Below are 24,160 nucleotides of genomic sequence, written 5' to 3'. Positions count from 1 at the left end.
TGCGCCAGCGCAGGTTGCCTGTTGTGCCTATCGCAGCAGCAGGTTCGGCTGCAGCAGGTACCGGTATCCATCGGTGGCTGCGGCATCTTGCGAAGTCTGGCCGGTGATCAGCACCGGGCCCGGCTTGTTGGGGTTCTCCGTCTTGGTGAAGGAGATACGGACGAACTCGGAGTGCACCGCGTTCAGTCCGTCCAGGAGGAAGGCGGGCTTCAACGAGACCACCGTTTCCTCGCCGGTCAACAGCGCGCTGATCGACTCTGATGCCTGCGCTTGCTCGGATCCGATCGCCTCGAGCGTGAGCCCGTCGACCGTGAAGGAGAACCGGAGCGCCGCTTCGCGCTCCAGGACGAGGGAGACCCGTCGAACCGCTTCGACGAGCTCGGCGGTGTTGATCACCGCGTGGTCGTTGACGGTCTCGGGGAAGAGCCGGCGGACCGGCGGGTAGTTGCCCTTGATGAGCAGCGAGGTCACGGTCTTGTCGTCGGCGTGGAACGCGATGAGCTCGCGGTCCGAGCTCCCGGTGATCGACACGGAGACCGTGGACGCCGAGCCGAACGTACGTCCGACCTCCTGCAGGGTGCGCGCCGGGACCAACGCGTGCAGCGGGTCGGAGCCGACACGGCCGGAGTCCCATGCAATGGTGCGGACGGCGACGCGGTAGCGGTCTGTCGCGATCAAGGAGAGGTCGTTGTCGCCGACCTCGAGCTGGACACCGGTGATGACCGGAGTGACGTCGTCGCGGCTGGCGGCGACGGCTACCTGGGACACGGCCTCGGAGAAAGCGTCACCGGGGATGACCCCCGTCTGCGGACCGATCTCGGGCAGCGTCGGGTACTCCTCGACCGGCATCGACAGCAGTGTGAAGTGCGCCGAACCACAGCTGACCGAGATCTTGGCGTCCTCGGTCGTGAACGACACCGGCGCGTTCGGAAGCCGGCTCGCGATGTCGTTGAGCAGGCGGCCGGACACCAGGACCGTGCCCGGCTCGTCGATCTGTGCCGAGATGGACGTCTGTGCCGAGACCTCGTAGTCGAACGACGACAGGGTCAGACGATCTCCCTCGGCGTGGATGAGGACACCCGACAGGATCGGGAGGGTCGTGCGCTGCGGGAGGAGCTTCACTGCGAAGGAGACGGCTTCGGAGAAGACGTCCCGGTTGACCTCGAACTTCACAGCTGGAACCCCTGTCGATCGGCTTGGACTGTCCGGCCGCCCCATTCTGGCACAGGCGGACGAAGGCCGGATTTCTTGTCATCCCGCCGTCCACAAGGTTGTCCCGCAGAGATCAATCGTTAACCAGGAGTAATGGTGTTAACGCCTGTGCACACTGTGGATAACCCTGTGCATCCCGCTCAGGCGTAGGGAACTACACCGTTGTGACTTGTGGGAGGCCTGTGAGCGTTAACGGGATGAATTTTTCTCATCTATCCACTTCCATCCCCAGTTTCCACATGTGACCCCTCACCTGTGAACAACCGGGCGGCGTGTCCTCCACAGTTATCCACAGGCTATCCACACTGTGAGAAGTCCGGCGCTTGGAACCGTCTCAGATGGTGGACGGCACCGGGAACGGGCCGATCTAGCGGTAGCGGCGGTCCTGTTTGATGCGGCTGGTGAGCTCGGTCACCTGGTTGTAGATCGACCGACGTTCCTTCATGAGCTCGGTGATCTTCTTGTTGGCGTACATCACGGTGGTGTGGTCCCGGTTGCCGAACAGCTGCCCGATCTTGGGCAGGGACAGGCTCGTCAGCTCACGGCAGAGGTACATCGCGATCTGTCGCGCGGTGGCGATCGCCTGCGAGCGGGAGGACCCGTAGAGGTCGTCGACGGAGAGCTTGAAGTACTCAGCGGTGTGGTTGATGATGTCCGTCGGCGCGACGACGTTGTCCTCGTCGAGGGTGATGAGGTCCTTGAGCACGGTCTGCACGAGGGCCATGTCGACGGCCGTCCGGTTCAGGCTCGCGAACGCGGTGACGCGGATGAGCGTCCCCTCGAGCTCCCGGATGTTGCTCGACACCTTGGACGCCATGAACTCGAGGATGTCGTCGGGAACCTGCAGGTGGTCGGACTGCGCCTTCTTGCGGAGGATCGCGATGCGCGTCTCGAGTTCGGGGGCCTGCACGTCGGTGATCAGACCCCACTCGAAGCGGGATCGCATCCGGTCCTCGAACCCGGTGAGGTGCTTCGGCGCCACGTCCGACGTGATGACGACCTGCTTGTTGTGGTCGTGCAGCGTGTTGAACGTGTGGAAGAAGGCCTCCTGCGTCGAGTCCTTCCCCTGCAGGAACTGGATGTCGTCGATGAGCAGGATGTCGATGTCGCGGTAGCGCTGCTGGAACTGGTTCGACCGGTTGTTCGCGATCGAGTTGATGAAGTCGTTGGTGAACTCCTCGCTCGACACGTACCGGACGCGGATCCCCGGGTAGAGGCTCTCGGCGTAGTGCCCGATGGCGTGGAGCAGGTGGGTCTTGCCGAGTCCCGAGTCCCCGTAGATGAAGAGGGGGTTGTACGCCTTGGCGGGTGCCTCGGCCACGGCGACCGCTGCGGCGTGCGCGAAACGGTTCGACGAACCGATGACGAAGTTGTCGAAGTTGTACTTCGGGTTGAGCCGCGACTCGGGCCGACCGCTGGTACCCGGCGAATCGGTCTGGCTCGGGACGAACGGCGCCTCGATGTACTGCCGCGGTGCCGCGCTCTGCTCGACGGCTTCCCGCACGGGCTCGGCGTACTCGGGGACGTTCGGGTCGACGCGCGGCTCCGACGCCATGTCCGGGTTCACCGTGATGGCGAAGTTCGCGACCGAGTCGTCGCCGATGCGGCCCACGGCCTCGGTGATCGGGATGCGGATGCGCTGTTCGAGCATGCCCCGGGTCAGGTCGTTCGGCACCTCGAGGTAGAGGGTGCCCGCGAGGACGCCCTTCGGCTCGACCAGGTTCAGGAAGCCGTGGAGCTGCGGGGTGATGCGAGGGTCCTCGGCGAGGAGTCCGAGGACGGATGACCAGAGGTCCTCGACGGGGTCGGCGGCCATCGTCATGTCGCGCTCGTCTCCAGGGGTCGTGTCGTGCGTTCGCTGCCGGACGAGGGTGTGTCCTGCGGGGTCGGACATGCCGTGGCGTCCTCTGGGACCGCACTCGGACCAGGTCGTCGCCGGCGGATCGTCGGTGGCTTCGAGGGCTTCGTCGACGCCTCGTTGCCGCGGAGGTTCCCACAGGGTTGTCCACAGTGTTGTCCACGATCGTTCCGAGTCGTCCGACAGGAGCACTTCCCTGTCGTGGCGGGCCACGGAGCCGATCGATCACACCACTGTAAAGGACCGGACCGGGTCGTACCGAACGGAAGTTGTCCCCAATGTGGAGAATGGGCTCGGGTGACCGGAGCGATGGTCATCGGGGTCACCGGTCCGAGCAGGGTTTGACCTGCTCGCTGCTGTCACGTACCGTTAACCAGTTGACTGCGGCCCTTTGGTCGCGCCCATCTGCGTCGTTCGACACCCGGACGGCTACACATACGTGACGGCTCGCCGCGAGCAGCCGTGTGGAGAACATCATGAGCAAGCGCACCTTCCAGCCCAACAACCGTCGCCGCGCCAAGAAGCACGGCTTCCGCCTCCGCATGCGGACCCGTGCCGGCCGCAGCATCCTGGCGGCGCGTCGCGCCAAGGGCCGTACCGAGCTGTCGGCCTGATCAGGCTGATCGCCTGATCCGGTCCTCGGTCTGACCCCGGCGTCGCAGTGTTGGCCAGCGCCAACCGCATCGTCCGCGGGGACGACTACCGGAACGTCGTGCGTCGTGGTCGCAAGAGCGCCACGGCGCACGTCGTCGTGTCCGTGGTCCGACAGTCGAGCGGGCACGTCGGGCCCACGCGGTTCGGTTTCATCGTCGCGAAGACGGTCGGCAACGCCGTGACCCGGAATCTGATCAGGCGGCGGCTCAAGGCCATCGCGCACGACCTGCTCGTCGACACCCCCGAGGGGTTCGACGTGGTGGTCCGCGTACTGCCAGCCGCATCGCAGGCCGGATGGCCTACCCTGCTCGAAGACGTCACGCGCTCCTTCGCGCGCGGGGTGGAGAAGGCAGCATGAACCGCACTCTGTGGACCCGGCTGGCCTGGGTCGTCGCGTTGCTCCCACGCAACGCGTGCGTCGTCGTGCTCCGGGCCTACCGTGCGGTGATCTCCCCGCTGTACGGCGACGTCTGCCGCTACCACCCGTCGTGCTCCCGGTACGCCCTCGGAGCGATCCAGCAGTACGGCGTCGTGCGCGGATCCGCCATGGGCGCCTGGCGCATCGCCCGCTGCAACCCCTGGGCTGCTGGTGGCATCGATGACGTGAAGGAACGTCGTCGACCGTTCGTCGTCAACCGGTTCGGGTTCGTCCTCGCGCCGATCTCGCAGCAGCAGCCGCACCCTGCGGTCGGAACGGCCCGGCCGGTCCTGCTCCCCCAGCGCACTCGAAAGGCGTAGCCGTCCCCATGGACATCATCGGAACGATCCTCTGGCCGCTCAAGTGGGTGGTCTCGGCCATCCTCGTCGGGTTCCACTGGATCTTCGAGAGCATCGGCCTGGACCCGGGTGCGGGCATCACCTGGGTGCTCTCGATCATCTTCCTGACGTTCGTCGTCCGCGCCGCACTGATCCCGATCTTCGTGCGGCAGATCAAGTCGCAGCGGCGCATGCTCGAGGTCGCGCCGCAGCTGAAGAAGATCCAGGACAAGTACAAGGGCAAGAAGGACCAGTTCTCGCGTGAGGCCATGAGCCGCGAGACGATGGCGCTCTACAAGGAGACGGGGACCAACCCGCTCAGCTCCTGCCTGCCACTGCTGCTGCAGATGCCGATCTTCTTCTCGCTCTACTCCGTGTTGCACGAGGCACAGATCAACAAGACGGGCATCGGCCTGCTCACGAACGACCTCGCGGCGTCGTTCGGCAACGCCGCCCTGTTCGGTGCGCCCCTGCACGAGACGTTCACGAACGCCTCCGGCTGGGAAGTCCGTGCGATCGCGGGCTTCATGATCGTCGTGATGACCGCCTCGCAGTTCATCACGCAGCTGCAGCTCGTCGCCAAGAACATGTCGCCGGAGACCAAGGAGTCTCCGATGTACCGCCAGCAGAAGATGATGCTGTACATCCTCCCGCTGGTCTTCGTGATCTCGGGCCTCAGCTTCCCCCTCGGCGTCATGTTCTACTGGCTCGCCTCGAACGTCTGGACGATGGCGCAGCAGTACTTCGTCATCCGCAGCATGCCCACCCCGGGTTCCGAGGCCGCCCTCGCTCGCGAGGCCCGCCTCGCGAAGAAGGCCCAGCGTCGCGGGACCGCCACCCCGGTCCTCGCCGAGGCAGGTGCCGGCGCGAGCGCGGCCGAGATCGAGGCCGTGCGCGTCACCACCCAGCGTCAGCAGCCGGTCGGCAAGCAGCGCTCGAAGAAGAACGGGAAGAAGTAAGTGACCGAGCAGGACACCGCCGCGGCCGTCGACGCCACCGAAGCCGCAGCCGAGACCGAGATCGAGACCGACGTTGAGGACGCCCGCGACGAAGCGGACATCGCCGCGGACTACATCGAGGAACTGCTCGACATCTGCGACCTCGACGGCGACATCGAGATCGAGGAGCGCGCCGGTCGCGTGTACCTGTCGGTCACCGACGACGGCGAAGCACTCCGTGTGCTCTCCAAGCCGGACACGGTGACGGCGCTGCAGGAGCTCACCCGCATCGCGGTCCAGGCCGAGACGGGCGAGTTCAGCCGGCTCATCCTCGATGTCGGTGGGTCGCGTGACGCCCGTGCCGAGGAGCTCCAGCGCCTGGTCGACACCGCCGTCGAGCGTATCGAGGCAGGGTCGACGTCAGCGGCACTCCCCCCGATGTCGTCGTACGAGCGCAAGCTGGTGCACGACCTGGTCGCCGAGAAGGGCTTCCACTCGGAGTCCGAGGGTGAGGGTCGGGACCGTCACACGGTCGTCACCCGATGACGGATCCATCCGCTCCCACGGATGCGGCACCGGTGCTCGAGGCCGAGCCGGCCGCCGCGGCGAGCCTCTTCGGTGAGCAGATCGACGTCGCACGCTCGTTCACGAACGAGCTGGCTCGGCGCGGTGAAGAGCTGGGCCTGATCGGCCCACTCGAGCTTCCCCGCCTCTGGACGCGACACATCCTCAATTCGGTATTGCTGGCACCCCTCCTGGAGGCCCGTGGTCGCGTTGCCGACGTCGGCTCGGGCGCAGGATTGCCGGGTCTCGTGCTCGCGATCGCCCGGCCGGACGTGGAGTTCGTCCTGATCGAGCCGATGGAGCGTCGGACCGACTGGCTCCAGGGTGAGGCGGAGAGGCTCGGGCTGCAGAACGTCACGGTCCTCCGAGGCCGTGCCGAGGACGTGACCGACGAGGTCGTCGTGGACCAGGTCACCGCACGTGCCGTCAGTGCGCTCTCGAAGCTCATCCCCCTCACCGTCCCGTTGGTCCGCTCTGGCGGGCAGCTCATCCTGATGAAGGGTGCTCGGGTCGACGAAGAGATCGAGAAGGCTCGGAAGGTCATCCTCCGGAAGCGCCTCTCCGACGTCGAGGTGCTCGAGCTCGGGGACGGTGTGGTCGACGAGACCACCCGGGTCTTCCGGGCTACAGTTGACTGACGCTGCGGCTCGGGCCGGGTCATCCGGCCGCCAGTGGCTCCGCGTTCCACGTGAAACACCGAACCGGGGAAGAGGCACTCGTTGAGTTCATCGACCGATTACGACGCGTCGACGCCGCTCGCTCGCGAGATCGCCGACCTGAACCGTCGTCGACGCGCAATCGCCACGCAGCAGTTCCCACTGCCGTCCGAGACGCGGATCATCACGGTCTCGAACCAGAAGGGGGGCGTCGGCAAGACGACCAGCACGGTGAACCTCGCCGCCGGGCTGGCGCACGGTGGTGCTCGCGTACTGGTGATCGATCTCGACCCCCAGGGCAATGCTTCGACGGCACTCGGCGTCGACCACCAGGCCGAGGTTGCCAGCATCTACGACGTGATCGTCGATGAAGCCGCGATGGCAGACACTGTGCAGGCGTCCCCCGAGTCGGACACGCTCTGGTGCGTGCCCGCGACGATCCATCTCGCCGGCGCGGAGATCGAGCTCGTCTCTCTCGTGGCACGCGAGCAGCGGCTCCGCACTGCACTCGATCTCTACCTGCAGTCGCTCGACGAGCCGTACCACTACGTCTTCATCGACTGCCCTCCATCTCTCGGCCTGCTGACCATCAACGCGTTCGTGGCGGCACAAGAGGTGCTCATCCCGATCCAGTGCGAGTACTACGCGCTCGAGGGTCTGAGTCAGCTGCTCCGCAACATCGAACTCATCGAGCGTCATCTCAACCCGAATCTCCGGGTGTCGACGATCCTGCTGACGATGTACGACAGCCGGACAAACCTGTCGAACCAAGTTGCGAACGACGTTCGTGAGCACTTCGGTGAGCAGGTGCTGAAGGCCATGATTCCCCGGTCCGTCCGGGTCAGCGAGGCACCGAGCTACGGGCAGAGTGTCGTCGCGTACGACGTGAACTCCACCGGGTCGCTCTCCTACCTGGAGGCGGCCGCCGAGATCGCAGCACGAGGAGCGAAGCACTGATGGCACCGAAGCGAACGGGACTCGGCCGAGGTATCGGCGCGCTGATCCCCACGGCCACGGATCAGCAGGACCGCCCCGTGGATGTCTTCTTCCCCACCGGGGGCTCCCCCGCGTCAGCGCCGACCGCCGATGAGCTCGTGGCAGTTCCCGGTGCCCGTCTCGCGAACCTCAATCCTCTTGACGTGGTCCCGAACGCGCAGCAGCCGCGGAAAGAGTTCCGCGAGGAGGAACTCCAGGAGCTCGTGCACTCGATCCGCGAGATCGGCGTACTCCAGCCCATCGTCGTTCGGCCGGTTGCTGGCGCGTCCGGAACGGCCCCGCAGTACGAACTGATCATGGGCGAGCGTCGTCTTCGGGCGACCAAGGAGCTCGGGCTCAGCACGATCCCGGCCATCATCAAGGACACCCCGGATGACGCGATGCTCCGGGATGCCCTGCTCGAGAACCTGCACCGCGCCCAGCTGAACCCCTTGGAGGAGGCGTCTGCGTACCAGCAGCTCCTCGCCGACTTCGGCATCACGCAGGAGCAGCTTGGTCAGCGCATCGGCCGATCGCGTCCTCAGATCACGAACACCATCCGTCTCCTGCGTCTGCCCTCCCCCGTGCAGCGTCGGGTTGCGGCCGGCGTCCTCTCAGCCGGCCACGCTCGGGCGATCCTCGCAGCACCGGACGCTGAGGCCATGGAGTACTTGGCCGAGAAGATCGTCAACGAAGACCTTTCGGTCCGCGCGGCGGAAGCAATCGCGCAGCAGCTGTCCACGAAGCCGGTGAAGCAAGCTCCTCAGCCCTCGAAGCGTCAGACGCATTTCAACGACCTGGCGGAGCGTCTCGGAGACCGTCTGAACACCCGTGTGAAGATCGCCGTGGGAGCTCGAAAGAGTTCGGTTACGATCGACTTCGCGAACGGCGACGACCTGAACCGGATCCTCGGCGAGCTCGGGGTCAGCGACGTCGCCGACTGACTGCACCTCGTAGCCTCTGTGCGGCCGGCAGCCCTGGGAACAGCGCGGGGAGCACCTCAGGCGCGCCGAGGACGTGCTGACCGCCGAGAGCGCCACACAGCGCGGTCTCCGGCGGGGTCGTGCTTGTACCCGGTGTTCCTCGTGGAACCGTGGTGACTCGGAACAGGCAGGTGATTCGGCTGTACTCGAGGTGCAGAGCAGCCCCCTGGCCGCACCGGAGATTCGGGTGTTTCACGTGGAACGCTGCGGGGGCGTGCCACGGGGCGGGTGGGCCGACCAGGCGGAGCCCCAGGCCTCCGCGGCAGGGGTCTTCGTTGTCAGGAGAGCCGTACGGCCCGATGACACGGTCTGCCGAATGGCGCCGCGTTGTCGCTGAGCAGCGGAACCTGGGCCGCGGCTTGAGGCGTCGACGGGTGCACGCAGCGGTTCGCCACGGGCCGGGCGAGCTCGCAGACGCTGCGGAGCGTTGGTATGGGTGGAACGGCTGTGTCGTGGGGGGCGCGTGGCGCGCGATCTCCAACGAGCGGCAAGCAAGGTGCGACCCGCGGCGCGAGTCGTTGCAACGGTCGACGTGAGAGCGCCGCTGCGTGGCCTGCCTTCATCCCGCCGAAGGCGGAGCCCGACGGGAGGGGTCAGCTTCCATCCCGCACTGGCGCGTGGAGGGGTTCGGGGCCGCGAGACCTCGGGCTGGGGCGGTTCATGTTTCACGTGGAACACCATGACGCGAGAAGCAGCAGTGCCGAGCGAGTGCTGACCACCCCGGTGCCATCCGAGGAGACTGTGCCTTGATTCATCGATACCGGGGCAGCACGAGCTCGGCCGAGGTCAGGACGGACGACCAGCTCAGCGGTGCACGAACAGACTCTTCCCACCTGGGCTGTCACGCTGTCGTTCGGTGTGGGGTGGGGCGCCGCAAGCTCCGACGGCAGGGCGCGGCGGACATCGGCGACGCCGACACTGCTGCGAGGCATCCGCACGGGGTGGGTGTTGCGGCCAGAGCACCGCGGGAACAGGGCCAGCACGGCGAGGTGGGACAGGTGTGGGATCGCCCCGCTGTTGCGAGGTTGCACGAACGATCGCGGGCCTCGCGTGCCCGTGTTCGACGTTGCCCACTCCCCCGCCAGCGGGGAGGGGAAGACACCACGAGGCGCGGGTGAGGCCGCGGCTTCCGTTGCAGCAGGACAGCGGGGCCCGCTCGGGTGATTCCGAAAGTGCGCCCGAGGATGAGCGCCGCTGAGCTTGACCTCGATGTTCCACGTGGAACATCGAGCCGTCAGGAGGGCCTCAGACCCGGTGGTCGCGGATCGCCTGCTCTGCGAGTTCCGCGTACGTCCACCCGAGATCGAAGCCGGAGGCCGACAGCGCCTGTGGGAGGAGGGAGGTCTCGGTCAGCCCCGGCAGGACGTTGGCCTCGAGGAACCACGGGGTCCCGGCACTGTCGATGATCAGGTCGACGCGAGAGAGGTGTCGGAGGCCGAGGGCTTGGTGTGCGAGCACCGCGGCATCGGCGGCAGCTGCTGCGTACTCGCCCGACAGTCGAGCCGGCGTGTAGAACGTGGTCTCACCGGCGTTGTAGCGCGCCTCGAACCCGTAGAAGCCGTTCTTCGGCACGATCTCGACTGCGGACAGCGCGACCGGACCGTCTCCGGTGTCGATGATCCCCACCGCGACCTCGGTGCCCCGGATGAGCTGCTCCACCACGACGTCGTCGCAGTACGTGTACGCGGTGACCATCGCCCGCGGCAGGTCACTCACGTCATCGACCAGGGTGACACCCTGGGCGCTGCCGCCTCGCGCCGGCTTCACCGCGAGCGGCACCGGGTGTTCCCCGGCGATCGCCTTCAGTACGCCGACGGCGCCGAGCTCGCGGAAGACATCGTGCGACAGCGTGACCGATCGAGGCGTCCGGACGCCAGCTCTGGCGACCAGCGCGGACGCGGTCGGCTTGTCCCAGGCAAGGCGGGCGGACGTGGATCGTGAGCCGACGAACGGGATGTCCACCGCCTCCAGGATGCCCCGCAGGGCACCGTCTTCACCGGAGGCGCCGTGCAGTGCAGGCCACACGACGTCCGGGCGTGACTCGGCGAGAGCCGGCAGGAGGAGTGCGTCCGCGTCGCGGAGGTCGACCTGCCAGCCGTACCCGGTCAGCGAGTCGGCGACCCGCCGACCGGACCGGAGGGAGACGTCCCGCTCGTGGGAGATGCCTCCGGCGACGACGACGACGTGACGACGGGTGAGCTCGGCCATGCGGGGGTCCTCCGATGTGGAACTGGGGTGCTGTCTGGTGGGCGCCGAGGAAAAGCGCTGATCAGGAGATGTTGGGCGGCGGCGCGCTGACTGATGAGGTCTCGCGGAGGACCGTGTTCGGTCGGGTCGTCGGCCCGAAGGTCTCGATCAGTTCGAGCTCGTCGTTCACGACGTTCGCAAGGCGCTTCACGCCGACGCGGATCTGCTCCGGCGTCGGGTAGCAGAACGACAGCCGGATGTGACCGGCGCCGCGACCGTCGGCGTAGAAGGCCGTACCCGGGGTGTACGCCACGAGCTCCTTCACCGCGCGCGGGAGCATGCCCTTGGAATCGAGCGACTCGGGCAGGGTCAGCCACACGAAGAAGCCGCCGTTCGGCTTCGTCCAGGACAGGTCTGGGAGGAACTCCCCCAGGGCGGACAGCATGGCATCGCGGCGCTCGGCGTAGATGCCCCGGAAGGTGTCGACCTGACCCTTCCAGTCCGCGGCATCGAGGTAGGCGTTGACGACGTACTGCCCGAACGAGTTCGGAGCCAGGACCGCTGACTCGTTGGCGAGCACGAGCTTCTCGCGGATGGCGTGCGGGGCGAGCGCCCAGCCGACACGGAAACCCGGTGCGAGGGTCTTCGAGAAGGAGCCGAGGTAGACGACGCCCTCCTCGTCGATTGAGCGGATCGCCTGCGGCGCGGGCTCGTCGAACCAGAGCAGTCCGTACGGGTTGTCCTCGAGCACCAGGATGTTGTTCGACCGGCAGATGTCGAGCACTTCGATGCGGCGCTCGCGGCTCATCGTGACGCCGGCCGGGTTGTGGAAGTTCGGGATCGTGTACAGGAACTTGATCCGTTTGCCCTGCGTGCGCAGGTTCGCGATCGCCTCGCGCAGGGCTTCGGGCACCAGCCCGAGCTCATCGGTCGTCACGTGGACCGTCTCGGCCTGGTACGAGCGGAAGACACCGATGGCGCCCACGTAGGACGGCGACTCGGCCAGGACGACGTCGCCCGGGTCGATGAAGAGCCGCGTGACGAGGTCCAGCGCGTGCTGCGAGCCCGTGGTGACCACGACGTCCTCGGCGCTGGCACGGATGCCCTCGAGGCTCATGACGTCGACGATGTGCTCACGGAGGGACCGCAGGCCCTGTCCGCCGCCGTACTGCAGCGCCATGGCGGAGTGCTCGGTCATGACACGGTCCAGGGAGCCCGTGACGAGCTCTCTGGGGAGCGCGGAGACGAACGGCATGCCGCCGGCCAGCGAGACCACCTCAGGGCGCGAGGCGACGGCGAACAGGGCTCGGACCTCGGAGGCGCTCAGCCCGGCGGTGCGCTGGGCGTAGGAGTCGTACCAGGGGTCGAGGCTGTTGCCGTTCGTCATCGAGTGCTCCGTTCAGTGGGACATTCCCGCCACACTACGACATCGACGTCGTGAACCAGGGCTCCGCGACGGGGCCGATCGTGAACGGGTGGCCCGGAACGACGACAGCCCCGCTCTCCGGGGAGAGCGGGGCCGTCGTGGGGGAAGACCTAGACGAGGAACTCGGCGAGGTCGGCCTCGAGCGCGGGCTTCGGCTTGGCGCCGATGACGGTCTTGACGACCTCGCCGCCCTTGAAGACCTTCATCGCCGGGATCGACGTGATCTGGTAGTTCATGGCCGACTGGGGGTTGTCGTCCACGTTGAGCTTCACGATCTCGATCTTGCCAGCGTGCTCTTCGGCGATCTGGTCGAGGATCGGGGAGACGGCGCGACACGGGCCACACCACTCGGCCCAGAAGTCGACGAGGATCGTCTTGTCGGACTTGAGGACCTCGTCCGAGAAGGTGGCGTCGGTGACAGCCTTGGCGTTGGACATGTGTGCTCCTTCGAGAAGTCGTTCAGGGGGTACAACGGCGGAGCCGTCGTGGTATTCCGAGCGGATCAGGCGCGTGCGGCGATGACGTCGATCATGGCCGGCTCGGTCGCACCGACACCCTCGGCGTCGTCCGTCAACGCGTCGTCGAGATCGGCGAGGTACTTCTCGGCGTCGAGCGCCGCGACCGTGCCGGAGCCGGCGGCCGTGATGGCCTGACGGTAGGTCGGGTCGATGACGTCACCCGCGGCGAAGACGCCCGGCAGGTTGGTCTTCGACGAGCGGCCCTGGACGGCGATCGTGCCCTCGGGCGCGATGTCGATCTGGCCGTGGATCAGGTGCGTGCGCGGGTCGTTGCCGATCGCGATGAACAGGCCGTCCAGTGCGAGCTCGGACTCCTCGCCCGTGACGGTGTCCTTCAGGGTGACGCCCTCGACCGCGGAGTCACCCGTGATGCCGGTGACCTCCTTGTTCCACGCGAACTCGATCTTCGGGTCGTTCATCGCGCGGTCCTGCATGATCTTCGACGCACGCAGGGAGTCCTTGCGGTGGATGACCGTCACCTTGTCGGCGAAGCGGGTGAGGAACGTGGCCTCTTCCATCGCGGAGTCGCCACCACCGACGACGGCGATGTTCTTCTGTCGGAAGAAGAAGCCGTCGCAGGTCGCGCACCACGAGACACCGTGGCCGGACAGGCGCTCTTCGTCAGGGAGGCCGAGGTGGCGGTACGCCGAGCCGGTGGCGTAGATGACCGCGAGGGCCTCGTACGTCTCGCCGGAGCCGACCGTGACCTTCTTGACCTTGCCGGTGAGGTCGACGGAGACGGCGTCGTCGTACAGGACCTCTGCACCGAACTTCTCGGCCTGTTCCTGCATCTTGATCATGAGGTCGGGACCCTGGATCCCCTCGGGGAAGCCGGGGAAGTTCTCGACCTCGGTGGTCTTGGTGAGTTCACCGCCCGTCTCGACGCTGGACGCGACGATGAGCGGCTTGAGCTCTGCGCGCGCGGCGTAGATGCCGGCGGTGAACCCGGCCGGGCCGGAACCGATGATGATGAGCTGGCGCATGCCTGAGTGCCCTTCCGTTGCTTCTGACCGGGTCAACCCATCGTACCGGCGCGGCATTCCGCGCAGCCCGTGAACCCCGGGGATCGGGGTGGGTCAGCGGCCGAGCTTGCTGCGGAGCATCGTCACGGCACTCCCGATCTCCCCGTTCTTCGCGACCACGAGAGCGCCGAAGTACACGGCGACCATCGCGGCGCCGGTGAGGATGATCGTGATGAGGGCGCCGGTGCGGTCGGACATCGCGAACCCTGCCTCGGAGAACGCTCCGAAGAAGTTGACGACGAGGAGCCCGACGACGCCGGAGATCAGCGCCGCGATGATGAACTGCACGTGCGAGCGGGTCACGACGGGGCCCTCGATGCTGCCCAGCTTGCGACGCACGAGGACGAGCGCCACGATCGTCTGCGCGGTTCCGGCGAGGGTCGTGCACGCGGCCACCCCGATGCCGATCACCGAGGTCGGGAAGGTCGAGACCGCGAGTGCTCCGACGACGAACAGCACCGACTGGATGCACTGCATGAGGAACGGCGTGCGGTGGTCGTGCATCGCCCAGAACACGCGCTGGATGATGAACAACATGCTGAACAGCACCAGGCCGGGCATGTACGCCACGAGGACGGCTCCGACCTGCAGGGCGCTCTCGAACGTGCCCTCGTAAAGGCGTCCGAACGGCACTGCGACGACGATGAGCGCGACCGATGCGAAGACGGTGAAGAGCCCGACGATGCGGAGCGACAGCGAGAGGCTGCGGCGGACCGCACCGAGGTCACCGCGCTCGGCGTCGTGACTCATCCGCGTGAAGTAGGCGGTGGCGATCGAGACCGTGATGATCGAGTGCGGCAGCATGAAGATCAACCACGCGTTGCCGAGCACCGCGTTGCCCGGCCCGTCGTCCTGGCCGCGCCACGCGACCGCGGACTGGACGATGCCGGCGACCTGCGTCACGAGGATCATCGCGAAGAGCCAGCCTGCCGCCGTGCCCGTGGACTTCAGTCCGACGCCGCGCCAGCGGAAGTCGGGTCGGAACGACAGGCCCGCGCGCTTCCAGAAGAGCGGGAGGAATGCCGCCTGCGCGAACACCCCGAACGAGGCGCTGCCGGCGAGGAGCGCGATCTTCGCCGGCGTCCACTCGTCGAGGCTGCTGCCGCTGCTGCCGTACAGGGCGATGAACACGACGAGCCCGGCGATCGCGATGACGTTGTTGAGCAGCGGCGCCCATGTGAAGGGCCCGAAGACCTGCTTGGCGTTGAGGACCTCGCCGAGCAGCGAGTACATCGCGTAGAACAGGATCTGCGGCAGGCACCAGAACGCGAAGGCGATGGCGAGGTCGGTGGCGGCCGGTCCCGAGGACTCCGACGACGTCGTGTACAGCCGGACCAGCAGCGGGGCGATTGCCGTTGCGACGATCGTGATGACGATGAAGACCGAGCCACCGAGCGTCACGATCTTGTTGACGTACGCCTGGCCGCCGTCCGTGCCGTTCTTCATGGCGCGAACGATCTGCGGGATGAGCACCGCGGAGAGCAGGCCGCCGGCGATGAGCGCGTAGATGTTGTTCGGCAGCTGGTTGGCGACCGCGAACGCGTTGGCTGAGGGACTCTTGTTCTGCCCGATCGCGTACGCCAGCACGAAGGTCTTCGCGAAGCCGAGGATGCGGCTCACCATCGTGCCCGCGGCGAGCATCGCGCTCGCCCGACCGAGGCTGCGCTCGGTGACCGGTTCCGCGTCGACGTCTGGCTGGGGCTGGCTCGTGCTGATGGTCGGCTCCTCGGGGTCGCGGTCGTCCGCGACGGTGCTGCGTGCGGCGTCGGACGGGAGGCCCGGCTCGGCTCCGGCGCGCGCGATGGCGTCACGCAGGGGACCGCGGTCCACTTCCGTGACGGGCGTCCCGGCAGCCGCGCCCGCTGCGGACGCGGCCACGATGGATGCCGGGACCGCTCCGGAGCGGTGATCCGTGCCTCCAGGCCGGATCGCGGCCGCATGTGCGCCGGCGACCGTCGGCTGGACCGCCAGGGGACGGTTCGGGTCGTCGTCGTCCTCGTCGTCGAGTTCGCCGTTGCGACGACGGGTGCGCTTGCGGATGCTGCGGAAGATGCCGAAGCCGAAGATGGCGATCAGGGCGAACGCGGCCGCGGCGGTGATGACGGTCTCCCACTGCGCCTGCACGTTCAGCTCGACGGTCGCAGGCTCGGAGATCGCGACGCCGCTGGCGCTCGAGAGCGACATCGTGAGTTGGACCTTCCCGTTCGCGACCGACTGCACGGGGACGGTGGTGCGGGTCGATGAGTCCGGTTGGATCTCGACGACGATGTCGTTGCTGACGACCCGGAGCGCGGAGTTCGACGGTTGCACGGACAGGTGGACGGTGACCGGGAACCGCGAGCTGTTGCGGATGGAGACGGGCAGGGACGAGCGGTCGCCGAGCAGGGTGAGGCTGCTCGAGTCGACGATCCCGACATCGGTGGTGCTCTTCGCCCAGGCTGCGGTCCGCGCGTCGACGGCGGCAGTCAGCCCCTCGTCGTCGCCGCGCCATGCGTTCGAGGCGAGTGCGAGCAACCGGAGCCGCGCGGGAGCGGTGATCTCGGCCGGGGTGGCGAGGACGGTGGAGAAGGCGGTGAGGCCCTGCTCGCCCTGCACCAGGCGGCCGAGCTGGTCCACGCGCCCCGCACCGGTCGAGGCGCTGCTGAGCGTGAGTGACCCGGCGACCGCGTCCGAGGCGGTGGAGAGGTCGGCCGGGGCGACCCAGGCCGTGCTCTCGAGGGCGTCGAGCGCCTGGCTGAGACGGGTCGAGTCGCTGGGCCACTCGCGCCCGAGGGTGAGCAGGATCGGCCCGGTGGCCGTAGCCGCACGGGCTGACGTGGCGAGGGTCGCCGTGAGCTCGGACATCGAGGACGACCAGGTCTGCCGGTCGGTGGCGGTGGCGGCGCGACGCAGGAGCGACGACATCGACTGGTCGGAGACGAGGACGTGGTCGTCGCCGATCTTCTCGGACGCGGCGATCGTGGTGTCGGCGCCGGCCGAGGTGTTGCCGCTCGAGACGATGGTGGTCTCGGTGCCCGCCCGCTGGAGGGCCGGCAGGTCGGCGGACGACACCGTGCCCTCGGTGGGCCAGGCGATGGCGTCCATCGAGTACGGGAAGTCGAGCAGGGACTCGGTGGTGGGGAGGGTCTCCTGTGCTCCCTCGTTACCCGCGTCGGTCGTGGCGTCGTCGCTCGGCGCCGCGGGTGTGGCCGAGGCGGAGGTCTGCCCGGGGGTGGCCGTCGGCGTCGGGGCCGGGGTCTCCGCGCCGGGGAAGTTCTCGGACTTCACCGACTGATCGAGGGAGATCGGCGACAGGATTCCGTCGGCCCCCGCCTGACGGAGACCGGTGACGTCGGCGTCGGCGTAGGGCAGCGCGAACGTCTCGTTCCGTATGGACTCGAGGCGCTGCAGCCAGGTGACGGCGCTCGACGGGGCGTTCTCGCCGAGGACACGGATCGAGGCGACGATCCGGGGGTCCACGGCGACGGCGACGTTGTGGTCCTCTGCGGCGTCGAGCTGCTGCGTGAGGGTGCCGTCCACCGAGGTCGCGGCGGCGAGCACGGCTGCCGACAGGATGCCGTCGGTGGACTTCGGCACGGTCACCGGCATCGCCACCGAGACGCTGACGGGGGCCTGTTCGAAGTCCGGGTACCAGGTGATCGCCGAGCGGTCGACGGCGAAGGTGTCGCCGGCCGTGTACTCGGCCGCGATGCGTCGGGCGCCGAACGAGGAGTACCCGCCGAGCGCCACGTTGCCGGAGACGATGGCGACCGAGTCGATGGTGACCGATCGGTGCGCTGGGATGGCCGGGATGTCCACAGAGTCCATCGGTGCGCCGAGGTAACCTGTCGTGGTGGTGTCGGATAGCCAGCTCGCCAGCACGTCCCGCGTGCTCACCGAGCGGAAGATGTCGAACTCGGCGGTGCCCGCCGGCAGGGTCGCATCGGTGTCGTTCGTGACCGTGACGGACAGCGTGAGGTCCTGGTCGCGCTGCACGATGCCGCGGTCCGCGGGGGCGATCGAGATCGTCGCCTTGCCCTCGTCCGCGGCGGTGGGATCGGCGACGTGGGTCTTCGCCGTCGAGACCGTGGCCGCCGAGGCGTGGTCCGTGGTGACGGGCGCGACGACCAGGCCGAGCGCGACGAGGGTCGACGCGGCTGCGGCGAGTGTGGTGCGGAGCATCTGCATACGAGGAGCGGGCCACGGGGTCGGTTCGGGCCGAGCACGAGTGTATGAGGCGCGACCATGAACAGCTCCCGTGCGCGCGGGCTGTGGAGAACTCGGGCCGTCGATCTGGGAGGATGAGGACCGTCATGCAGTCCGTTGCCCAGGCCGTCGAACGACTCGACGCACTCGCCACCACCGAGCCCGTCGCCCTCCTCGCTCGGGCTTTCGCCGACGCCGGACACGAGCTCGCGCTCGTCGGCGGCCCCGTCCGCGATGCGTTCCTCGGCCGTCCGGTCACGGATCTCGACTTCACCACCGATGCCCGGCCCGACGAGATCCTGCGCATCGTCGAACCGATCGCGAGCGCGACGTGGGACGTCGGCCGGCAGTTCGGCACCATCGCGGCCCGCGTCGGCGGCGAGCAGGTCGAGATCACGACGTACCGCAGCGACGTCTACGACGGGGAGACCCGCAAGCCCGAGGTCGCGTTCGGCGACACCATCCAGGACGACCTGCTCCGCCGTGACTTCACGGTGAACGCGATGGCGCTCCGGCTGCCGGCCCGCGAACTCGTCGACGTGCACGGCGGCGTCGAGGACCTGCTGGCCGAACGGCTCCGGACGCCGCAGGCCGCGACCGTGTCGTTCCGCGACGACCCGCTGCGGATGATGCGCGCGGCGCGGTTCACGTCGCAGCTCGGGTTCAGCGTCGACGACGACGTGCGGGCCGCCATGCAGGAGCTCGTCGCGTCGATCGACATCGTGTCCGCCGAGCGGGTGCGTGACGAGCTGGTCAAGCTGCTCAACACGAACGACCCCGTCCCCGGCCTCCGGCTGCTCGTCGACACCGGGCTGGCCGAGCGGTTCCTGCCGGAGCTGCCCGAGATGCGCCTGGAGATCGACGAGCACCACCACCACAAGGACGTCTACGAGCACTCGCTGACCGTGCTCGAGCAGGCCATCGGGTACGAGGCGGAGCGGCACGCGGGCGATCCCCCGGACACCGTCCTGCGGCTCGCGGCGCTCCTGCACGACATCGGCAAGCCGGCGACCCGCAAGCTCGAGCCCGGCGGCGCCGTCAGCTTCCACCACCACGACCTCGTCGGTTCCAAGATGGCGAAGAAGCGGCTCCGCGCACTCCGCTTCGACAACGACACCATCGCGGCGGTGTCGCGCCTGATCGAACTGCACCTGCGGTTCTTCGGGTACACCGAGGGCACCTGGACCGACTCGGCCGTCCGCCGCTACGTCCGCGATGCCGGCCCGCAGCTCGAGCGCCTGCACGAACTGACGCGCTCCGACGTCACCACACGCAACCGCCGCAAGGCCGACCGGCTGGCGTTCGCGTACGACGACCTCGAGGAGCGCATCACGACGCTGTCGGAGCAGGAGGAGCTCGAGTCGATCCGCCCCGACCTGACCGGCGATGACATCATGCGGATCCTCGGCATCCCGCCGGGGCGCGCCGTGGGTGAGGCCTACCGGTTCCTGCTCGAGGCCCGGATGGACGAGGGGCCCCTCGGGCCGGAGGCCGCAGAGCAGCGCCTGCGCGACTGGTGGGCCACCCGGGGCGAGACCGGCGCCTGAAGCGGCACCAGCGCCCAGGAGGCGACCGCCTGACGGACGCGACCGTTCTCCACAGGCCGGTGGCGCGCCTCCAGGCAGTCCGGTAGGCTATCCAGGTTGCCCCTCGCGCACCTGCGTGGACGGGGCACATGCATCAACCCTCCTGCCCCGGGAACCGCCCGGGGCCGCTGAGACCAGAGGAGGTGGGTTCCGCATGCACCAGTACGAACTGATGGCGATCCTCGACCCCGAGATCGATGAGCGCACCGTCGCTCCCAGCCTGGACAAGTTCCTGGCCGTGATCCGCAACGCGGGTGGCACCGTCGACAACGTGGACGTTTGGGGCCGTCGCCGGCTCGCTTACGAGATCGCGAAGAAGTCCGAGGGCATCTACGCCGTCGTCGACTTCACGTCGTCGCCCGAGGCCGCCAAGGAGCTCGACCGTCAGCTCGGTCTCTCCGAGGCCGTGCTCCGCACGAAGGTCCTCCGCGCTGAAGAGGGCATCGCGCAGGTCGCCGCCCAGAAGCAGCGTGACGAGGCGCGAGCGGCCCGCAAGGCTGCCAACGCCTCCGCAACCGCAACCGCGACCGCGAGCGCCGAGTAACCCGTGGCCGGCGAAACCGTCATCACGGTGGTGGGCAACCTCACCGCGGACCCCGAGCTGCGCTACACGCAGAACGGGCTCGCCGTGGCGAACTTCACCATCGCGTCGACCCCTCGCACGTTCGACCGTCAGGCGAACGAGTGGAAGGACGGCGACGCGCTGTTCCTCCGCGCGAGTGTGTGGCGCGAGTTCGCCGAGCACGTGGCGGGGTCGCTGACCAAGGGCTCGCGCGTCATCGCGCAGGGTCGTCTGCGTCAGCGTTCCTACCAGGACCGTGAGGGCCAGCAGCGCACGAGCATCGAGCTCGAGGTCGACGAGATCGGCCCGTCGCTCCGGTACGCGACCGCACAGATCACCCGCGCAGCGGGTGGCAGTGGCGGCGGTCGTGGCCAGGTCGGCGGCGGTGGCACCGCTCCTGCCGGCTCCGGAAACGGCACCGGCAACGGCGGCGGCAACTGGAACAACAACGGTGGCGGTCAGTCGGATGCGCCCTGGTCCCCCCAGGGTGGCCAGCAGGGTGGCGGCAACGCACAGTCGAACGACGTGTGGAGCACCCCCGGTGGCAACTTCGACGACGAGACCCCGTTCTGATCGGAGCACGCAGCGCCGCCTGACAGCGGCAACTGCGAGTTCCGGACTGATCCTCCGCGTTCCGACGGACACACAACTTTTCTTCTAAGGACAAATCACTATGGCTGGAAAGAGCACCGGCGACCGCCGGAAGCCTCGCGGCAAGGGCGGCAAGAACGCTGCCCCCGCGAAGTCGATCAAGGTTGGCGTCATCGACTACAAGGACGTTGCGACCCTTCGCAAGTTCATCTCGGAGCGTGGAAAGATCCGCGCCCGTCGCATCACCGGCGTCTCCGTCCAGGAGCAGCGCCTCATCGCCCGTGCCGTGAAGAACGCCCGTGAGATGGCGCTCCTCCCCTACGCCGGCTCCGGCCGCTGATCGGAGGTCGACACATGTCGAAGCTCATCCTCACCCACGAGGTCTCCGGCCTCGGTTCCGCTGGTGACGTCGTCGACGTCAAGAACGGCTACGCCCGCAACTACCTCATCCCCCAGGGCTTCGCTGTCGCGTGGTCCAAGGGCGGCGAGAAGCAGGTCGAGTCGATCCGTGCCGCGCGTACCGCGCGCGAGCTCGCCACCATCGAAGAGGCACAGGACCTCAAGATGAAGCTCGAGAACGCGACCATCTCCCTGTCGGTCAAGGCCGGCAAGGACGGTCGTCTGTTCGGCTCCGTCCGTCCGGGCGACGTCGCTGACGCCGTCCAGGCGCAGGGCGTCGGCTCGCTCGACAAGCGCAAGGTCGAGGTCCCCGCGACCATCAAGACCGTCGGTGACCACGAGGCCACCGTGCGCCTGCGCGAGGACATCACTGCCGTGATCTCGCTCAAGGTCGTCGCTGCCAAGTAGCACTGACGTTCCGCTCCACGACGGGCGGGTCTCCTTCGGGAGGCCCGCCCGTCGTTGCGTCTGCGGGCGGGGGTGGGTGGGGTGACGTGGGGCGCTTCGGGCGCTCCGGGCGCTTCGCTTGGTGAGCAGAAGACGTCGGGTTCGGGGGCGGACGCGACATCTTCTGCTCACGATCGCGGGTCGCTCCGGCCTGGAGGCGCGGCTCGACTCGGACTGGCTGGTTACTGCTCAGACGGGGTCGCGCTGACTGGGAACGGGCCGAGAACTCTCCCCACAGGAGGGGTGCTTGTCAAGTCGTTTTACACAGTGGAAACGAGTCAAATCGGAACCCTCAAGGCGTACTTGAAGCCCACTTTTCCACACATGCTGTGAACCCTGAAACCCCAGGTCAGGTGGTCGAAAGTGTGTTCGTACGGCCCTTTTTCCACAGGCCCCTCCACAGATGTCCACACAGCTCTCCGGCGTGTTCCGCAATCCCTCCACAGAGTTATCCACAGGGCCGTTTGTTGGGGATAACTCTGGGCCGTAGCTTGGGCGAGCGACTCGGGGATGTCGGTCGCTGGGGGTAGAAACAGGGTGCGGGTTCGGGTCGGCGGGTGCAGTCCCGCGGGTTCCGGTCCGTGCCGTTCAACAGAGGAGAGAGTGTGTCGATCGCGCATCTTGAGCCCGCGCCGCAGGACTACGCGGAGCGCGGCATGGAACGCACACCGCCGCACGACATGCTGGCCGAGCAGTCGACCATCGGCGGCATGCTCCTGTCGAAGGACGCCGTGGCCGACGTCATCGAGACCGCCCGCGGTGTGGACTTCTACGTCCCCAAGCACGAGGTCATCTTCGACGCGATCCTGTCGCTCTACTCGCACGGCGAACCCACCGACGTCATCGCGGTCACCGACGAGCTGACCAAGACCGGCCTGCTGTCCCGTGCCGGCGGCGCCGAGTACCTGCACAGCGTCACGAGCATGGTGCCGACGGCCGCGAACGCCGGGTACTACGCCGGCATCGTCGCCGAGAAGGCCGTGCTCCGCCGCCTGGTCGACGCCGGCACCCGCATCGTGCAGATGGGGTACGCGTCCGAGGGCGAGGTCACGGACCTCGTCAACAGCGCGCAGGCCGAGGTCTACAACGTCGCCGGTGGCGTGCAGACCGAGGACTACGTCCCCCTGACCGACGCCATCGCAGCCGCGCTCGACGAGATCGAGGCCGCCAAGGGTCGTGACGGCCAGATGACCGGCGTGCCGACCGGGTTCGCTCAGCTGGACGGGCTGACGAACGGCTTCCACCCCGGGCAGCTCATCATCGTCGCCGCCCGACCTGCCCTCGGTAAGTCCACGTTGGCGCTCGACCTGTGCCGCGCCGCCGCGATCAAGCACGACCAGACCGCAGCGTTCTTCTCGCTCGAGATGGGTCGGGCCGAGATCGCAATGCGTCTGCTCTCCGCCGAGACCAGCGTCCCGCTGCAGAACATGCGCAAGGGCACCGTGGACTCCCGTGACTGGACCACCATCGCGCAGACCCGCGGCCGCATCAACGACGCCCCGTTCTTCATCGACGACTCCCCCAACATGACGCTCGTCGAAATCCGCGCCAAGTGCCGCCGGCTCAAGCAGCAGCACAACCTGAAGCTCGTCGTCATCGACTACCTGCAGCTGATGACCTCGGGCAAGAAGGTCGAGAGCCGTCAGCAAGAGGTCTCCGAGTTCTCGCGTGCGCTCAAGCTGATGGCGAAGGAGCTGCAGGTCCCCGTCATCGCGCTGTCACAGCTGAACCGTGGTCCCGAGCAGCGTGCCGACAAGAAGCCGGCGATCTCCGACCTGCGTGAGTCCGGCTCCATCGAGCAGGACGCCGACATGGTCATCCTGCTGCACCGCGAGTCGGCCTACGAGAAGGACAACCCGCGTCAGGGCGAGGCGGACCTGATCGTGGCGAAGCACCGTAACGGACCGACCGACACCATCACGGTGGCGTTCCACGGGATGTTCTCGCGGTTCGTCGACATGCCGCAGTAGTAGTCCGTCTGTCGCCGCGCACACAACTTGTCTCCTTCGCGCACAACTTGTCGCCGAAGCGCGTTCCTCGGTGCTGCCTCAGTCAGGGGTCGTCTCCCGGCGAGTCAGGAGCAGCGTGCCGTGCGCGCTAGGTTGTTGTCGCGTGGACATGGCGTTCTGAGGGGTCGTGCTCGAGCGGGACGCGCAGCGATCTGCCCCCGCTGGCGTCATCCGACTGGAAGTGCCGCGCCCTTGCGCGGGTGCGTGAACGGTGTTGCGTTTAGCGCCCCTTGGGTTCTTGCGGTGGTTGCAACACCTGATGGATGGTGTGCTGTGGCGACGTACTCGATATTTCTCCGACCTGACCTGCTGCAGGTGTTCTGGGCGCGGATGCAGGCGGGTGATTTCATCACCGGCGCGGTGGAACCGTTGGGCACCAGCAGGCGGACCGGGAGGCGGGTCTTGGTCGAGGCCGGCGGCGTTCGGCCGCGGCGTGGCCGGGATCTCAAAGGGCGGTTGCTTGACGTTCGGTGACCGGGAAGAGATCGCGGTCCTCCGCGCTCAGGGGAAGTCATTGCGCCAGATCGCGGACGTGATTGGCAGGTCAGCGTCGATGGTGTCACGGGAGCTGTCGCGGAACACCGCGCAAGGGTCCGCGTACCGGGCAACGACCGCGCATGTTCTCGCGTATC

Annotated in this window: 22 protein-coding genes; 15 read left to right on the top strand and 7 right to left on the bottom strand. The window is 67.7% G+C overall.

The genetic code is table 11. The features are described 5' to 3' along the window. Window positions 1-27: 27 nt before the first annotated feature. Window positions 28-1,173: a DNA polymerase III subunit beta gene (gene dnaN, locus ITJ56_RS15065; protein WP_194631447.1), complete on the bottom strand. Its 1,146-nt coding sequence runs from the start codon at window positions 1,171-1,173 to the stop codon at window positions 28-30. Window positions 1,174-1,579: 406 nt separating this feature from the next. Further along, window positions 1,580-3,034, bottom strand: a complete 1,455-nt coding sequence (gene dnaA, locus ITJ56_RS15060) for a chromosomal replication initiator protein DnaA (protein ID WP_194631469.1) — start codon at window positions 3,032-3,034, stop codon at window positions 1,580-1,582. Between the two features lie 512 nt (window positions 3,035-3,546). On the opposite strand from dnaA, the gene rpmH reads away from it, so the two are divergent. The 8 genes from rpmH (at window position 3,547) to ITJ56_RS15020 (ending at window position 8,557) form a co-directional block, all read left to right on the top strand. After that, on the top strand, window positions 3,547-3,684 hold the full coding sequence (gene rpmH / locus ITJ56_RS15055; RefSeq protein WP_055951440.1) for a 50S ribosomal protein L34: 138 nt from the start codon (window positions 3,547-3,549) through the stop codon (window positions 3,682-3,684). 47 nt (window positions 3,685-3,731) lie between these two features. Beyond that, window positions 3,732-4,082, top strand: a complete 351-nt coding sequence (gene rnpA, locus ITJ56_RS15050) for a ribonuclease P protein component (RefSeq protein WP_194631446.1) — start codon at window positions 3,732-3,734, stop codon at window positions 4,080-4,082. Beyond that, window positions 4,079-4,462 carry a membrane protein insertion efficiency factor YidD gene (yidD, locus tag ITJ56_RS15045; protein WP_194631445.1) on the top strand — a complete coding sequence of 128 codons (384 nt, stop codon included), beginning with the start codon at window positions 4,079-4,081 and terminating at the stop codon, window positions 4,460-4,462. The genes rnpA and yidD overlap by 4 nt, the downstream gene beginning before the upstream one ends. A gap of 8 nt (window positions 4,463-4,470) precedes the next feature. Further along, window positions 4,471-5,439 carry a membrane protein insertase YidC gene (gene yidC, locus ITJ56_RS15040; protein ID WP_194631444.1) on the top strand — a complete coding sequence of 323 codons (969 nt, stop codon included), beginning with the start codon at window positions 4,471-4,473 and terminating at the stop codon, window positions 5,437-5,439. Further along, complete coding sequence (locus ITJ56_RS15035) at window positions 5,440-5,964, top strand: R3H domain-containing nucleic acid-binding protein (RefSeq protein WP_194631443.1); 525 nt, start codon at window positions 5,440-5,442, stop codon at window positions 5,962-5,964. Then, window positions 5,961-6,620 (top strand): 16S rRNA (guanine(527)-N(7))-methyltransferase RsmG, encoded by a 660-nt coding sequence (gene rsmG, locus ITJ56_RS15030; RefSeq protein WP_194631442.1) that lies wholly within the window; start codon window positions 5,961-5,963, stop codon window positions 6,618-6,620. Before ITJ56_RS15035 ends, rsmG begins: the two co-directional genes overlap by 4 nt. 81 nt (window positions 6,621-6,701) lie before the next feature. Next, on the top strand, window positions 6,702-7,595 hold the full coding sequence (locus tag ITJ56_RS15025) for a ParA family protein (RefSeq protein ID WP_323749831.1): 894 nt from the start codon (window positions 6,702-6,704) through the stop codon (window positions 7,593-7,595). Further along, a complete protein-coding gene (locus tag ITJ56_RS15020; RefSeq protein WP_194631441.1) occupies window positions 7,595-8,557 on the top strand; it encodes a ParB/RepB/Spo0J family partition protein in 963 nt (320 codons plus the stop codon). Before ITJ56_RS15025 ends, ITJ56_RS15020 begins: the two co-directional genes overlap by 1 nt. Window positions 8,558-9,841: 1,284 nt before the next feature. On the opposite strand, the gene ITJ56_RS15015 is transcribed toward ITJ56_RS15020, so the two are convergent. From ITJ56_RS15015 to ITJ56_RS18550, 5 genes are all read right to left on the bottom strand, one after another. Then, window positions 9,842-10,804 carry a D-alanine--D-alanine ligase family protein gene (locus tag ITJ56_RS15015; protein WP_194631440.1) on the bottom strand — a complete coding sequence of 321 codons (963 nt, stop codon included), beginning with the start codon at window positions 10,802-10,804 and terminating at the stop codon, window positions 9,842-9,844. A 61-nt stretch (window positions 10,805-10,865) separates the two neighbouring features. Beyond that, window positions 10,866-12,170, bottom strand: coding sequence for a PLP-dependent aminotransferase family protein (locus ITJ56_RS15010; protein WP_194631439.1), 1,305 nt, complete (start codon window positions 12,168-12,170; stop codon window positions 10,866-10,868). Between the two features lie 149 nt (window positions 12,171-12,319). Continuing rightward, the gene (gene trxA / locus ITJ56_RS15005; RefSeq protein ID WP_111124403.1) at window positions 12,320-12,646 is read right to left on the bottom strand and encodes a thioredoxin; all 327 of its coding nucleotides are present in this window, start codon (window positions 12,644-12,646) and stop codon (window positions 12,320-12,322) included. Window positions 12,647-12,711: 65 nt separating this feature from the next. Further along, window positions 12,712-13,710, bottom strand: coding sequence for a thioredoxin-disulfide reductase (gene trxB, locus ITJ56_RS15000; RefSeq protein WP_194631438.1), 999 nt, complete (start codon window positions 13,708-13,710; stop codon window positions 12,712-12,714). Window positions 13,711-13,803: 93 nt separating this feature from the next. Next, the gene (locus ITJ56_RS18550) at window positions 13,804-17,910 is read right to left on the bottom strand and encodes a DUF6049 family protein (RefSeq protein ID WP_228517980.1); all 4,107 of its coding nucleotides are present in this window, start codon (window positions 17,908-17,910) and stop codon (window positions 13,804-13,806) included. A 131-nt stretch (window positions 17,911-18,041) separates the two neighbouring features. Here ITJ56_RS18550 and ITJ56_RS14990 point away from each other — a divergent pair, with 131 nt between their 5' ends. The 7 genes from ITJ56_RS14990 to ITJ56_RS19150 all read left to right on the top strand — a co-directional run. Next, window positions 18,042-19,481, top strand: a complete 1,440-nt coding sequence (locus tag ITJ56_RS14990) for a CCA tRNA nucleotidyltransferase (protein WP_194631437.1) — start codon at window positions 18,042-18,044, stop codon at window positions 19,479-19,481. A 193-nt stretch (window positions 19,482-19,674) separates the two neighbouring features. Beyond that, window positions 19,675-20,064, top strand: a complete 390-nt coding sequence (gene rpsF, locus ITJ56_RS14985; protein WP_110863692.1) for a 30S ribosomal protein S6 — start codon at window positions 19,675-19,677, stop codon at window positions 20,062-20,064. Window positions 20,065-20,067: 3 nt separating this feature from the next. Beyond that, window positions 20,068-20,655 carry a single-stranded DNA-binding protein gene (locus ITJ56_RS14980; protein ID WP_194631436.1) on the top strand — a complete coding sequence of 196 codons (588 nt, stop codon included), beginning with the start codon at window positions 20,068-20,070 and terminating at the stop codon, window positions 20,653-20,655. A 100-nt stretch (window positions 20,656-20,755) separates the two neighbouring features. Beyond that, window positions 20,756-21,013, top strand: a complete 258-nt coding sequence (gene rpsR / locus ITJ56_RS14975; RefSeq protein WP_017887834.1) for a 30S ribosomal protein S18 — start codon at window positions 20,756-20,758, stop codon at window positions 21,011-21,013. Between the two features lie 14 nt (window positions 21,014-21,027). After that, entirely contained in the window at window positions 21,028-21,480 is a 453-nt protein-coding gene (rplI, locus tag ITJ56_RS14970) for a 50S ribosomal protein L9 (protein ID WP_123680389.1), read from the top strand. Window positions 21,481-22,124: 644 nt separating this feature from the next. Next, a complete protein-coding gene (dnaB, locus tag ITJ56_RS14965) occupies window positions 22,125-23,489 on the top strand; it encodes a replicative DNA helicase (protein ID WP_416354794.1) in 1,365 nt (454 codons plus the stop codon). Between the two features lie 298 nt (window positions 23,490-23,787). After that, window positions 23,788-24,160 (top strand): helix-turn-helix domain-containing protein (locus ITJ56_RS19150; protein ID WP_416354793.1); only part of this gene is annotated, 373 nt, incomplete at its 3' end.

Source organism: Curtobacterium sp. VKM Ac-1376 (assembly GCF_015351025.1).
In the GTDB taxonomy this organism is placed as follows: Bacteria; Actinomycetota; Actinomycetes; order Actinomycetales; family Microbacteriaceae; genus Curtobacterium.
This window is presented reverse-complemented; position numbering and strand designations above follow the sequence as displayed.